Below are 13020 nucleotides of genomic sequence, written 5' to 3'. Positions count from 1 at the left end.
TGTTTTCCTATTGTTTGAGTTTTGGATCTAGTGCATCCCGCAAGCCATCACCCATTAAGTTAAAGGCGAGCACTAAAGATAAAATAACTAAGCCAGGAATTGTAACCAACCAGTTTGCTGCTTGCATAAAACCACGTGCTTCTGAAAGCATTGTGCCAAGCTCAGGTGTTGGTGGTTTTGCACCAATGCCTAAGAAACCAAGTGTCGCGAGTTCTAAGATCGCATTGGAAATTCCCATTGTCATTTGCACAATCAAGGGTGCCAAACAGTTTGGTAAAATCACAATAAACATGAGGCGAAGAACACCTGCGCCAGCGACTTTAGACGAGGTGACATAATCACGATTTTTTTCATTCATCACGGCTGCTCGAGTCAAACGCACATAGCTAGGAATCGATACAACGGCGATCGCTAAAGTGGCATTGGCGAGTGATGGCTCTAAAATAGAGACGACCACAATCGTCAAGAGCAAGTTTGGAATCGCGAGCATAATATCAATTAGGCGAATGATAATTGTATCTAGCACGCCGCCATAATAGCCAGAAATCAAGCCAAGGCTGGTACCAAAGGCACAAGATAGTAATACAATGACAAATCCCGCAAAGACGGAAATTCGCGTTCCGTAAATGATGCGAGAAAGGATATCTCGCCCAATATCATCTGTTCCGAGTAAATAGGCTGGATTGCCGCCTTCATACCAAGCGGGAGGCAGTAAAAGTGCGGTACGATTTTGTTCTGTTGGATCAAAAGGCGCAATATAAGGCGCGAGAATGCTGATTAAGGCAACAATCACAATAAAGGTTAAACCGATTAGCGCGTCTCGGTTTTGTTTGAAGTAAAACCAAAATTCTTGCAAGGGCGTTTTTGGCGCGAAAGTTGAAGGCGTGTCAGACATAATTTCTCCTACAATTAATGACGGATACGCGGATTGACCACGCCGTAAAGTAAATCGACGGTTAAATTCACCACAATAATAATCGTCGCAATAATCAGTACAGAACCCTGTAATACTGGATAATCGCGCGCTTGAATCGCATCAATAATCCATTTTCCAATTCCCGGCCATGAGAAAATGGTTTCTGTCAGTACGGCACCGGAAAGCAATTGACCAACGATTAATCCGACCACAGTGACAACAGGAATTAACGCATTACGCAATGCATGAACAATGACGATTCGAGTATAACTTAGGCCTTTTGCTTTTGCTGTGCGAATGTAATCTTCGCCTAATACTTCCAACATCGCAGATCGTGTCATACGAGTAATAATGGCGAGAGGAACAGTGCCTAGGACGATTGCAGGAAGAATTAACGATTTAATCGCATTTTCGAAGGCACCGGGCATACCAGAAAGCCAGCTATCAATGAGCATAAATCCTGTTGGTGTATCGATCCAAAATCCATTATCTAAACGTCCACCTTGCGGTAAACCGAGTTGTGGTGAAACGTATAAAATTAAAATCAATCCCCACCAGAAAATTGGCATAGAATAACCTGTGAGTGATGCAGCTGTAACTGTGTGAGAAATCCAACTGTCTTTTTTTACTGCAGCAATCGTGCCTAAAATTACTCCGCCTAATAACGACCAAAATAACGCAAAAAATGCTAATTCAGCTGTGGCAGGGAAAAGTGTAAAGAATTCAGTAAGAACTGGTTGTTGAGTGCGGAATGATGCCCCAAAATCACCTTGTAGCACTTTAGCAATATAATGAAAATATTGTTCATGCAAAGGAAGATTTAATCCTAATTGATGCATCATTTGTTGATGTATTTCAGGTGTTAAGCCACGTTCTCCCATCATTATTTCAACTGGATCGCCAGGAATAAAATGCACAAGGGCAAAAGTGATAAAAGTAATGGCAATAAAAGTTGGAATTACCATTAAGATACGTTTGAAGAAAAATTTAAACATTCAATCACTCAAATACAAAAAAGTGCAGTTAAAATTCACCGCACTTTTCAAAGAAATTAATCGGTAGAAGTAAAACTCTCTTGGATTCTACCGCACTTTTTCCAGTTTTGCCAAATGTGCAATGAGCCATTTAATGCCTTGCGCTTGGAAGGCAATTTGGAGGCGAGTATTGTTATCTGATCCTTCGACATTAATGACTGTGCCAAAACCGAATTTTTCATGTTTGACTTTTTGACCCATTTTCCATTCATTTTCGCCCGCACTTGTATTAGACAATGAACCGACTTTTGCTAGATTCATTGCGCGCATGACAGTTCCTCGTAAACGAATTTCTTGGATACATTCTCTCGGTAATTCTGCGATAAAACGTGATGGCAAATGGCGTTCTTCTTTTGCATATAACCGACGGCTTTCCGCATAAGAGATGGTCAGTTTTTTCTTCGCGCGAGTAATACCGACATAAGCTAAACGACGTTCTTCTTCTAAACGCCCTGGTTCTTCAAAAGAACGGAAACTTGGGAATAATCCTTCTTCTACGCCCACCATAAATACACGAGGAAATTCTAAGCCTTTTGCAGAGTGCAACGTCATCATTTCTACACAAGATTGATGCGGCGAGGCTTGTTCTTCACCTGCTTCTAAAGAGGCATGAGTTAAAAAGGCGGTGAGCTCTGTCACATCTTCAGCATCATCAGGCTTGATGAATTCACGGGTTGCGGTAACTAATTCTTCCAAGTTTTCAATACGCACTTCGCCTTTTTCACCTTTTTCTTGTTTATACATTTCATATAAACCCGAATGTTTAATCACAAAATCAGCTTGTGCGAAAAGCGGCATTTCTGCGGTATCAAGTTGTAGTGAATTAATTAATTCTTGGAAACGCAATAATGCTGTTGAGGCTCGCCCAGCCAACATATTTTCTTGTGTCGCAACTTGTACTGCTTGCCATAAGGTAATTTGGCGTTCGCGGGTTAAGTTGCGCAATATATCTAAAGTGCGGTCGCCAATGCCACGGGTAGGCGTATTAATTACACGCTCAAAAGCGGCATCATCTTGACGATTATTAATCAAACGAAGATAGGCCAAAGCATCTTTAATTTCTTGACGTTCGAAGAAACGCATACCGCCATAAATACGATATGGAATTTGACAACGAATTAAGGCTTCTTCAATAACGCGAGATTGACTATTACTACGATAAAGTACAGCACAATCATCAAGTTTTCCGCCATGTTCTACCCAATCCTGAATTTGTGAAGCAACAAATTTTGCTTCGTCCAATTCATTAAAAGCGGCATAGATGCCCACAGGATCGCCTTTTTCTCCCTCTGTCCATAAATTTTTACCGAGACGATCACTATTGTTTGCAATTAATTCATTTGCGCTGTTTAGGATATTGGCGGTAGAACGATAGTTTTGTTCAAGGCGAATTGTTTCTGCGTTGAAATCTTTCAAGAATTTTTGAATATTTTCGATTTGTGCGCCACGCCAACCGTATATAGATTGATCGTCATCGCCTACGATCATGACTTTGCCTGTTTCTCCCGCGAGAATTTTAATCCACTTATATTGAATTTTATTGGTATCTTGAAACTCATCCACCAAAATATGCTGAAAACGTTGTTGATAACGTTGCAAAATTAATGGTTTTTTCTCAAATAATTCATAGGCTCGAATTAATAATTCAGCAAAATCGACCAATCCTGCGCGATCGCAAGTGTCTTGATAGATCTTATAAATTTTAATCCATTCACGCTCTTGACGATCATTAAAATCTTCAATGTCGTTTGATCGCAAGCCTTCATCTTTTTTGTTATTGATGTACCAACAAGCTTGTTTCGGCGGAAAAGCTTTTTCATCAAAATTATATAGTTTTAATAACCGTTTAATTAAACGAAGTTGATCTTCTGAATCTAAAATTTGGAAATCTTGTGGCAATCCCACATCTAAATGATGGGCTCGCAACAATCGATGGGCAATGCTGTGGAAGGTTCCAATCCACATACCAAATAATTGATGTTGTGCGTGTTTGGCAAGGGTAGCTTGAATACGATGACGCATTTCTGCGGCTGCTTTATTGGTAAACGTCACCGCCATAATGCTGCCTTCAGAAATATTTTCTACCGCAATTAACCAAGCGATGCGGTGCGTCAATACACGCGTTTTGCCAGAGCCTGCACCTGCTAGCACTAAGTTATTACCAAGAGGGGCTGCTACGGCTTCGCGTTGTTTATCGTTAAGTCCGTCAAGTAATTCAGAAATATCCATGATGAAATTTTTATCTGTTCAAATTTACAGGAATTATAAGTCTAATTTTTTTATATCACAATCAAGAAAATCATAAACTTATCCGACTTTACAAAAATAGTATTACAACTTATATTGATTCGCGGTTAGTCGGGGTGCGGACATCGCTGAGAAAATACCCGTGAACCTGAAACAGTTAGCACTGGCATAGGAAACTAATCTCTCCTCCTTAAAGGGCTGACTTACTTTTTTCTGTATTCATATAAGTAAGGATGCATCATGAAACTCTCTTTTTCTTTAAAAAATTCTTTTAAATTGACCGCACTTTCCAGCGTGCTTGGTTGCGGCTTATTAGGATTAAGTTTATCAACCCCTGCTCAAGCGGAAGGCAAATTAGTGCTTTATTGCAGCGTCCAAAACACGACTTGTGAAAAAGTCGCTCACGCTTTTAGCAAAAAATATAATGTGGACACTCAGTTTGTGCGTAATAGCACAGGGACTGTATTAGGCAAAATCAAAGCCGAAAAAGAAAATCCACAAGCAGATGTGTGGTATGGCGGTACATTGGAACCGCACTTTCAGGCTCGAGATGCTGGTTTGTTAGAAACTTATCGTTCACCTCTGCAAAAAGAAATTATGCCTCAATTCAAAAAGCTGACTGAACAACGTGGCGATACCACATCGATTATTTATCTTATGGAACTTGGCATTGGGATGAACGAAAAACTGCTAGCTGAAAAAAATATCGCGAAGCCTCAATGTTATGCTGATTTATTAAAACCAGAATTTAAAGGGTTAATTCAATATCCAGATCCTCGAGTATCGGGCACAGGCTACACCATTCTTACAACTTTAATTGAAATTATGGGCGAAGATAAAGCCTTTGCTTATTTGAAAGAACTTGATAAAAACATTGCTCAATACACGAAAACTGGATTAGCAACGGCTAATATTTCTACGGGTGCAGCCGCAGTTGATATTGGTTTTATGCATACTTATGTGCGTGAAAAGGATAAAGGCGCACCGGTTATTGGTGCTTTACCTTGCGAAGGCACAGGCTATACGTTAGGGGCGGTCAGTATCATTAAAAATGGGCGCAATTTAGATAATGCTAAGCGCTTTGTCGATTTTGTTCTTTCTGCTGAAGCTCAAGAAATTCCTTGGCGTGAGGCTGATTCTTACCAACTGCCAACAAATATTCATGCTAAAGCGCATCCGCATCTTTCAGAGCCGGCAAAACTTAAATTACTTGATATTGATTTCATCAAATTTGGTTCGGATCAAGAGGCGAAACGATTAATAGAACGCTGGGTTGAAAATGTGAAGGAAAGAAAAGAGTAATTGATGCTAGCTTGATAAAAGTGCGGTGAAAATTCACCGCACTTTGCTTTTCCCCTTGAAATCTTTTTTTTTATTCTTATATCTGTGACGTTCAATTTTTATCTTTATGAAGGAAAAAATTATGTCACAAAATCAAGAAACTCGCGGCTTCCAATCAGAAGTCAAACAACTTCTCCAATTAATGATTCATTCTTTGTATTCCAACAAAGAAATTTTCTTACGTGAATTAATTTCTAATGCCTCTGATGCAGCAGATAAATTACGCTTTAAAGCACTTTCCAACCCTGCTTTATATGAAGGTGATGGCGACTTACGTGTGCGTGTTAGCTTTGATGCGGATAAAGGAACTATCACGATTAGTGATAACGGCATTGGTATGACTCGTGAGCAAGTCATCGATCATTTGGGGACGATTGCAAAATCAGGAACAAAAGAATTTTTAACCGCACTTGGCCAAGACCAAGCAAAAAATAGCCAACTTATTGGGCAATTTGGTGTAGGTTTTTATTCAGCTTTTATTGTGGCAGATAAAGTGACTGTAAAAACTAGAGCGGCTGGTGAAGAGGCGAATAAAGCCGTACTTTGGGAATCTGCGGGCGAAGGCGAATATTCTGTTGCGGATATTGAGAAAAAATCCCGTGGTACAGATGTGATTTTACATTTACGTGAAGATGAAAAAGAATTTTTAAACGAATGGCATTTACGTGAAATTATCGGTAAATATTCTGACCATATTGGCTTGCCAGTGGAAATGCTGACGAAAGAATACGATGATGAAGGCAAAGAGTGCGGTGAGAAATGGGAGAAAATTAATAAATCCGATGCACTTTGGACGCGTTCTAAAGATGATGTTTCCGATGAGGAATACAAAGAGTTTTATAAACACTTAAGCCATGATTTTGCTGATCCTGTCACTTGGGCGCATAACAAAGTTGAAGGAAATCAAGCATATACTAGTTTGCTTTATGTGCCAGTTAAAGCACCTTGGGATTTATTTAATCGCGAGCATAAACACGGCTTAAAACTTTATGTTCAACGTGTATTTATTATGGATGATGCTGAGCAATTTATGCCGAATTATCTACGTTTTATGCGTGGTTTAATCGATAGCAATGACTTGCCATTAAATGTATCTCGTGAAATTTTACAGGATAACAAAATTACTGCTGCATTACGCAAAGCATTAACTAAGCGTTCATTACAAATGCTAGAAAAATTAGCAAAAGATGATGCAGAAAAATATCTTCAATTCTGGAAAGAGTTTGGTTTAGTCTTGAAAGAAGGCCCTGCAGAAGATTTTGCTAACAAAGAAACTGTAGCGAAGTTATTGCGTTTTGCTTCAACGCATAATGATAGCAGCGAGCAAACTGTCTCTTTAGAAGATTATATCTCGCGTATGAAAGAGGGGCAAAAAGCTATCTATTACATTACAGCGGATAGTTATGTTGCAGCGAAAAATAGTCCGCACTTGGAATTATTCAATAAAAAAGGCATTGAGGTTTTATTGCTTTCCGATCGCATTGATGAATGGATGTTAAGCTATTTAACTGAATTTGACGGTAAACCATTACAAAGTATCACGAAAGCAGATTTGGATTTAGGCGATTTAGCGGATAAAGAATCTGAAACGCAAAAACAACAAGATGAAGCCTTTGGTAGTTTTATTGAGCGTGTGAAAAACTTGCTTGGCGAACGTGTGAAAACGGTGCGTTTAACTCACAATTTAACGGATACACCAGCGGTAGTTTCTACAGATAATGATCAAATGACGACCCAAATGGCGAAATTGTTTGCCGCCGCAGGGCAACCTGTACCAGAAGTAAAATATACTTTTGAACTTAATCCAGAACACCATTTAGTGAAAAAAGTAGCGGATATTGCCGATGAAACAGAATTTGCTGATTGGGTGGAATTATTACTTGAACAAGCTATGTTAGCAGAGCGTGGATCTTTGGAAAATCCAGCTGCGTTTATTAAACGCATAAATAAATTATTAGGCTAACTAAAAATAAATAAGCCCGATTTAATCGGGCTTATTTACTAGGATAATATTTAGAATAATCCCCAATCCATTTTTTCATTGTTTTTTGTTGCTTGAGTGTATTCGCAAAATTAAATGTTTTTCGTTTATTATTAAATTTAGTACCTAAAATAATGACTTTTCTTTCGTCTTCGGCCACTTCATATAAAAAATAGATATTATTTATTGTAATGTATTTATAGCCTGTCTTTCCCCAGAATGGTCTAAGTTGCGGGATATTCGTTAAAATCATTTTTAGTTTATCAAGATCATCTTGAGTTAGATAAGTCACGATAAATTGTTTTAGAAGATCTTTTTCAAGGCAATCTCCTGATGTTTCAGCAATATAAACATCGTATGTTGGCAGCATAATCGACTCTATTTTTTAAAATCGAATGGCTCAATTTTATGATTTAAAATAGCTTGCCAAGCTTCCGAACTTGCTTTTGCAGCTAATTGTCGTTCTTCCAAACTAAAAGCGTATTCTTCCTTGTCTTTTTTTTGCGTTTTGAGTAAATCAGAAATTTGTTCAAAAGTGAGTTCCATTTGAGACTCCTTACTGTGAATATTGACAATATTATGCCTGACTAAGCGACTTTTTTCATCTGTTTTTTCATCGAATTATTGGTCGTTTTTCAGGTATAATGTTGTAATTAAATGGCGAGAAAAGAGAGAAAAATATGATTACAGTTTACGGCATTAAAAATTGCGATACGGTGAAGAAAGCGTTGAAATGGCTGACGGATCACAACATTGAACACAAACTTCATGATTACCGTGTTGATGGGTTAGATTTGAACTTTTTAACCCAAGCGGAAGCTCAATTTGGCTGGGATGTGTTAGTGAATAAACGCAGTACAACTTGGCGTAATTTGGATGAACAAGTTAAAAATTCCCTTGATAAAACGACCGCACTTTCCGTGTTGGCTGAGAATTCAACCTTAATTAAACGCCCAATTATTTTACAAGATGGAAAGGCATTAATTGGATTTAATGAAAAGGAATATCAGGCTGCTTTTGCTTAAAGTGCGGTTATTTTCTTAGGAGTTTTTATGAGAGAAAAAGTGGTTTCGTTGGCGCAAGATTTAATTCGTCGCCCATCTATTAGCCCGAATGACGAAGGCTGTCAGCAAATTATTGCCGAACGTTTAGAAAAATTAGGTTTTCAAATTGAATGGATGCCTTTTAATGATACGCTGAATTTGTGGGCAAAATACGGAGCGGGTGAACCTGTTATTGCTTTTGCAGGTCATACGGATGTTGTGCCTACTGGTGATGAAAATCAATGGTCGTATTCTCCGTTTTCTGCTGAGATTATTGATGGCATGCTTTATGGTCGTGGTGCGGCGGATATGAAAGGCTCCCTTGCTGCAATGATTGTGGCGGCAGAAGAATATGTAAAAGCAAATCCTAATCATAATCATAAAGGCACCATTGCATTATTGATTACCTCTGATGAAGAGGCCGCCGCAAAAGATGGTACCGTGCGTGTGGTTGAGACTTTAATGGCGCGTAATGAAAAAATTACTTATTGTATGATTGGCGAGCCATCGAGTGCTAAAAACTTAGGCGATGTTGTCAAAAATGGTCGTAGAGGCTCAATTACAGGAAACCTTTATATTCAGGGGATTCAAGGACACGTGGCATATCCGCATTTAGCTGAAAATCCAATCCATAAAGCCGCCCCATTCTTGCAAGAATTGACGACCTATCAATGGGATGAAGGTAATGAGTTTTTCCCTCCAACAAGCCTACAAATTGCTAATATTCACGCAGGTACGGGAAGTAATAATGTGATTCCAGGTGAGTTATATATTCAGTTCAATTTGCGTTATTGCACAGAAGTCACGGATGAAATCATCAAGCAAAAAGTAGCTGAAATGCTAAAAAAACATAATTTGAAATATCGTATTGAATGGAATTTATCAGGTAAACCGTTTTTAACAAAACCAGGTAAATTATTAGATTCGATAACCTCCGCTATTGAGGAAACCACAGGCATAACGCCAAAGGCTGAAACAGGTGGTGGCACCTCAGACGGTCGTTTTATTGCATTGATGGGCGCAGAAGTAGTGGAATTTGGGCCACTTAACGCAACAATTCATAAAGTCAACGAATGTGTCAGTGTAGAAGATCTTGGCAAGTGCAGTGAGATTTATCACAAAATGTTAGTGAATTTATTGGATAGCTAAAATGAAATTAACGCCAGAAATGTTTACAGGAAAGTCCCGTGAGCATTTAGTCAATTTACCCGCAACTCATTCATCAAATCATTTTTTGCAAACACAAGCTGTGCAAGCATTTCAATGTTTGCAACAAAGAGCGGCGAAAAATGGCTTTAATTTACAGCCTGCGAGCAGTTTTCGTGATTTTGAACGCCAACAGATTATTTGGAACAGCAAATTTAAAGGCGAGAGAAAAGTCCATGATGACGCAGGCAAAGCATTAGATTTGAGCCAATTAGATGACTGGCAAAAATGTCAGGCAATTTTACGTTGGTCTGCATTGCCAGGGGCTAGCCGTCATCATTGGGGAACGGAAGTAGATATTTTCGATCTTAATCTTTTGCCACAGGGGCAATCTTTACAACTGGAGCCTTGGGAATATGAAAAAGGCGGCTATTTCTTTGAATTGAGTGAATTTCTTACCGAGAATTTATCGCACTTTGATTTTGCTTTGCCTTTTATAAATATGCAGTCCAATAAGAAAGTGGGGCGGGAGCCTTGGCATATCAGTTATTTGCCGTTAGCTGAATTGGCAAGCCAGCAATTTTCACCAGACATTTTGCAACAGGCATGGAAAGGGGAAAATATTTTAGGCGCAGACTGTTTAATATCAAATCTTGAACAAATTTTTTCTGAATATATTGTTTAAAAATAAAGCCTTATCGTGAAGATAAGGCTTTATTTTTAGGCGTAAAAAAGCCCTTTTCCATGCAAATAAATAGGCAGCTCATCGCCAATAGATAAATCAGGGAAAATGATGTTCTCAATCCATATTGCGTAGCCATTAATTTCAATTTGAATAGCGGTAATTTTCCCTTTAAATTCAATTTGTTTTACTTGCCCTTTTAAAAGTGCGGTTGGATTTTCCGATGTTTTAAACAGGCTAAATTGTTCTGGGCGAAGTAAAATCTTACCTTGTTTCAGCGAGATTGATTTGTTTTTTACAGGAATATTACCTAATTGGCATTGAACTGTGTTTTCATCAATCAGATTCGCCGATAGCACGATGTTGTCACCAATAAAACTTGCGGTTTCAATATGATTAGGCGACCAATAAAGTGTACGAGGCGTGTCGATTTGTAAAATTTTTCCTTGTTGGATAACTGCGATTTTATCCGCATAACGTAATGCTTCATCACGATCATGGGTGACGAAAATCGCTGATGCACCGCTTTGGCGTAGTGCTTTCAGCATATCATGACGAATTTGCTGGCGAAGATGTTCATCTAAGGCACTAAAAGGTTCGTCTAATAAAATCAGTTCTGGATTCGGCGCCAGTGCTCGAGCTAGCGCCACACGTTGTTGTTGTCCGCCTGAGAGTTGGTGAGGAAAACGTTCTGCCAGTTCACTAATTCCCGTGAGTTGCATTGCTTGCTCAATTCGCATTTTCTCTTCATCCGTTTTCCCTTTGCCATTCCCCAATCCGTAAGCAATGTTGCGATAGACATTTAAGTGAGGGAAAAGTACACCTTCTTGTACCACATAACCTAGATGGCGCTGTTGCGTTGGCACATTAGCATTCTCGCCAAAAATTAACTGCTCTTTTAGCCAAATTTCGCCCGTATTAGGTTGTTCAAATCCGGCGATTGTGCGTAATAACGTTGTTTTTCCACAACCAGAGGCACCTAGCAAAAAGAGGATTTCACCTCGTTGCAAGGTAAAGGAAATATCGTGTAGAACTTGTTGTTCATTAAAAAATTTATTGAGATTTTTAACGGCTAATAACGGAGTATTTATCATTTTATTTAAATGCATATTTTTTCAATAAAAACACAGGAATCCCTGAAAAGAGAACGAGCATGAGTGCATAAGGCGTTGCCGCAGCGTATTGCGCATCACTGGTATATTCCCAAACGGCAATAGAAAGGGTTTTTATGTCGTTTGGCGTGAGCAAAAGTGTTGCAGTAAGCTCTTTCATTAAATTCAAGAATACTAGAGCGAATGCCGCCGCAATGCCTGGTAACATTGCTGGCAATGTTAAAGTTCGGAAAATATAGAATGGACTTCGTCCTAGGCTTTGTCCGACTTTCTCAATATTATCAGATAGTTGCTCAAGTGAGGCTCTAAGTGTGGTTTGTGCCATTGGTAAATAGAGCATAAAGTAAGCCACGATGATAACTAAAAAGGTTTGATATAAGCTGTTGGCATAGTTGATTGTAAAGTAGATCAGCGATAATGCGATAACTAAGCCGGGTACGGCGTGTAATAGATAAGGTAATCGATCGATCCAAATGGTTAATTTGCTACGATAGCGTACAGCTGCCCAAACCAATGGCAAAGCACAAATTACAGTAAGCAGTGCGCCTAAGCCTGAAATAATAAATGAATTGCTGAATGCTGATAAAAATTCTGAAAAATCACCCGCACTTTCGAGTGAAGTTCCCACAATAAGCCAGTAAATTAACATAATCACAGGCACACCAATGCTTAAGATGAATATGCTAGAGAAAAATCCGAAGGTTAAACATTGTTTGCCAAAAGAAAGTGTTTTTATTGGATAAGGACGAGTGACACCTTTGCCACTGTTGTAAAGTGTTTGTTTACCGCGGAAGAATGTTTCTCCCAGCACAATAATGCTACAAATTGCCATTAATACAGCGGAAAGTAGTGCTGCGGTGCTGTTATTAAAAGACATTTCATATTCTTGGAAAATCGCAGTAGTGAATGTTTGGTAATTCAAAATCGAAACCGCACCGAAATCTACCAGCATATGTAATGCTATTAGCAATAAACTACTACCGATTGCTGGTTTTAATTGCGGGAAAATAGCGTGCCAAAAGGTGTAAGTTTGGCTTTTTCCTAATGAAAGGCTTACTTCTTCACGGGATCGGTCAAGTCGTTTAAGTGTGGCTGAAATAGGCAAGTAAGCGAGCGGGAAAGAACTTAATGTCATGATGCCAATCGTTCCCCAAAAACCTTCTACTCGAAAGGTGAGACTGATCCAAGTAAAACAGCTCACAAAGGCTGGAATACAAAGTGGTAAACTCATCGCCACTTCAAAAAATGATTTGCCGAAAAAACGATAGCGTTCAAGTAAAAATGCACAAAGTGTACCGAGGAAAATGGAACCAATGGTTACACAGACCATTAGAAGCATTGTGTTGCTCAGTAATTCCGCCATTCTAGGGCGAATAAAAAGCTCAAGGCTACGATCTAATCCGACTTCAATCGCACGGAAAAGAATATACAGAAATGGTAATAAGAGCGGTAAACCAATAAGTAAAATAATGATGGTGAGCCAAAGTGGGGGAGTTCGGGTCAAAAGATAGTCCTTTA

At 39.0% G+C, this 13020-nt stretch carries 12 protein-coding genes; 5 read left to right on the top strand and 7 right to left on the bottom strand.

All coding sequences use genetic code 11. From position 1 onward, the window contains the following. Positions 1-7 precede the first annotated feature (7 nt). The 3 genes from AC6H0A_RS04080 to uvrD form a co-directional block, all read right to left on the bottom strand. Positions 8-895, bottom strand: coding sequence for an ABC transporter permease subunit (locus AC6H0A_RS04080; RefSeq protein WP_005643654.1), 888 nt, complete (start codon positions 893-895; stop codon positions 8-10). 14 nt (positions 896-909) lie between these two features. Continuing rightward, the gene (locus AC6H0A_RS04075; RefSeq protein WP_005643656.1) at positions 910-1911 is read right to left on the bottom strand and encodes an ABC transporter permease subunit; all 1002 of its coding nucleotides are present in this window, start codon (positions 1909-1911) and stop codon (positions 910-912) included. An 87-nt stretch (positions 1912-1998) separates the two neighbouring features. Beyond that, positions 1999-4179, bottom strand: a complete 2181-nt coding sequence (gene uvrD, locus AC6H0A_RS04070; RefSeq protein ID WP_005643658.1) for a DNA helicase II — start codon at positions 4177-4179, stop codon at positions 1999-2001. A gap of 258 nt (positions 4180-4437) precedes the next feature. On the opposite strand from uvrD, the gene AC6H0A_RS04065 reads away from it, so the two are divergent. Together AC6H0A_RS04065 and htpG are read left to right on the top strand one after the other, a co-directional pair. Continuing rightward, a complete protein-coding gene (locus AC6H0A_RS04065) occupies positions 4438-5499 on the top strand; it encodes an ABC transporter substrate-binding protein (protein WP_005643660.1) in 1062 nt (353 codons plus the stop codon). A gap of 121 nt (positions 5500-5620) precedes the next feature. After that, positions 5621-7501, top strand: coding sequence for a molecular chaperone HtpG (gene htpG, locus AC6H0A_RS04060; RefSeq protein ID WP_497512475.1), 1881 nt, complete (start codon positions 5621-5623; stop codon positions 7499-7501). 31 nt (positions 7502-7532) lie between these two features. On the opposite strand, the gene AC6H0A_RS04055 is transcribed toward htpG, so the two are convergent. Together AC6H0A_RS04055 and AC6H0A_RS04050 are read right to left on the bottom strand one after the other, a co-directional pair. Further along, positions 7533-7889: a hypothetical protein gene (locus AC6H0A_RS04055; protein WP_005643663.1), complete on the bottom strand. Its 357-nt coding sequence runs from the start codon at positions 7887-7889 to the stop codon at positions 7533-7535. Between the two features lie 8 nt (positions 7890-7897). Then, positions 7898-8065, bottom strand: a complete 168-nt coding sequence (locus AC6H0A_RS04050; RefSeq protein ID WP_005643664.1) for a hypothetical protein — start codon at positions 8063-8065, stop codon at positions 7898-7900. 134 nt (positions 8066-8199) lie between these two features. Between AC6H0A_RS04050 and AC6H0A_RS04045 the strand changes: the two genes are divergently transcribed. From AC6H0A_RS04045 to AC6H0A_RS04035, 3 genes are read left to right on the top strand one after another with little or no spacing between them, the layout of a single operon-like run. After that, complete coding sequence (locus AC6H0A_RS04045) at positions 8200-8544, top strand: ArsC family reductase (RefSeq protein ID WP_005643665.1); 345 nt, start codon at positions 8200-8202, stop codon at positions 8542-8544. Between the two features lie 27 nt (positions 8545-8571). After that, the gene (gene dapE / locus AC6H0A_RS04040; protein ID WP_005643666.1) at positions 8572-9711 is read left to right on the top strand and encodes a succinyl-diaminopimelate desuccinylase; all 1140 of its coding nucleotides are present in this window, start codon (positions 8572-8574) and stop codon (positions 9709-9711) included. A 1-nt stretch (position 9712) separates the two neighbouring features. After that, positions 9713-10393 (top strand): M15 family metallopeptidase, encoded by a 681-nt coding sequence (locus AC6H0A_RS04035; RefSeq protein ID WP_005643667.1) that lies wholly within the window; start codon positions 9713-9715, stop codon positions 10391-10393. A 35-nt stretch (positions 10394-10428) separates the two neighbouring features. Here the strand turns inward: AC6H0A_RS04035 and fbpC are convergent, their stop codons facing one another. Both fbpC and AC6H0A_RS04025 read right to left on the bottom strand, forming a co-directional pair. After that, positions 10429-11499, bottom strand: a complete 1071-nt coding sequence (gene fbpC / locus AC6H0A_RS04030; protein WP_005643668.1) for a Fe(3+) ABC transporter ATP-binding protein FbpC — start codon at positions 11497-11499, stop codon at positions 10429-10431. After that, positions 11486-13006, bottom strand: a complete 1521-nt coding sequence (locus AC6H0A_RS04025; protein WP_005643669.1) for an ABC transporter permease — start codon at positions 13004-13006, stop codon at positions 11486-11488. The genes fbpC and AC6H0A_RS04025 overlap by 14 nt, the downstream gene beginning before the upstream one ends. Between the last annotated feature and the right edge of the window lie 14 nt (positions 13007-13020).

The sequence above is a fragment of the Haemophilus sp. THUN1692 genome (assembly GCF_059704395.1).
Note: the sequence above shows the minus strand (reverse complement) of the source record. Positions and strands in the feature narration are given on the sequence as shown.

Bases quoted from the DNA above. Each gene is read 5' to 3' on its own strand.
- AC6H0A_RS04035 (WP_005643667.1), top strand. From the start codon at position 9,713: ATGAAATTAACGCCAGAAATGTTTACAGGAAAGTCCCGTGAGCATTTA.
- AC6H0A_RS04080 (WP_005643654.1), bottom strand. From the start codon at position 895: ATGTCTGACACGCCTTCAACTTTCGCGCCAAAAACGCCCTTGCAAGAA.
- dapE (WP_005643666.1), top strand. From the start codon at position 8,572: ATGAGAGAAAAAGTGGTTTCGTTGGCGCAAGATTTAATTCGTCGCCCA.
- AC6H0A_RS04075 (WP_005643656.1), bottom strand. From the start codon at position 1,911: ATGTTTAAATTTTTCTTCAAACGTATCTTAATGGTAATTCCAACTTTT.
- AC6H0A_RS04050 (WP_005643664.1), bottom strand. From the start codon at position 8,065: ATGGAACTCACTTTTGAACAAATTTCTGATTTACTCAAAACGCAAAAA.
- uvrD (WP_005643658.1), bottom strand. From the start codon at position 4,179: ATGGATATTTCTGAATTACTTGACGGACTTAACGATAAACAACGCGAA.
- fbpC (WP_005643668.1), bottom strand. From the start codon at position 11,499: ATGCATTTAAATAAAATGATAAATACTCCGTTATTAGCCGTTAAAAAT.
- AC6H0A_RS04065 (WP_005643660.1), top strand. From the start codon at position 4,438: ATGAAACTCTCTTTTTCTTTAAAAAATTCTTTTAAATTGACCGCACTT.
- htpG (WP_497512475.1), top strand. From the start codon at position 5,621: ATGTCACAAAATCAAGAAACTCGCGGCTTCCAATCAGAAGTCAAACAA.
- AC6H0A_RS04045 (WP_005643665.1), top strand. From the start codon at position 8,200: ATGATTACAGTTTACGGCATTAAAAATTGCGATACGGTGAAGAAAGCG.
- AC6H0A_RS04055 (WP_005643663.1), bottom strand. From the start codon at position 7,889: ATGCTGCCAACATACGATGTTTATATTGCTGAAACATCAGGAGATTGC.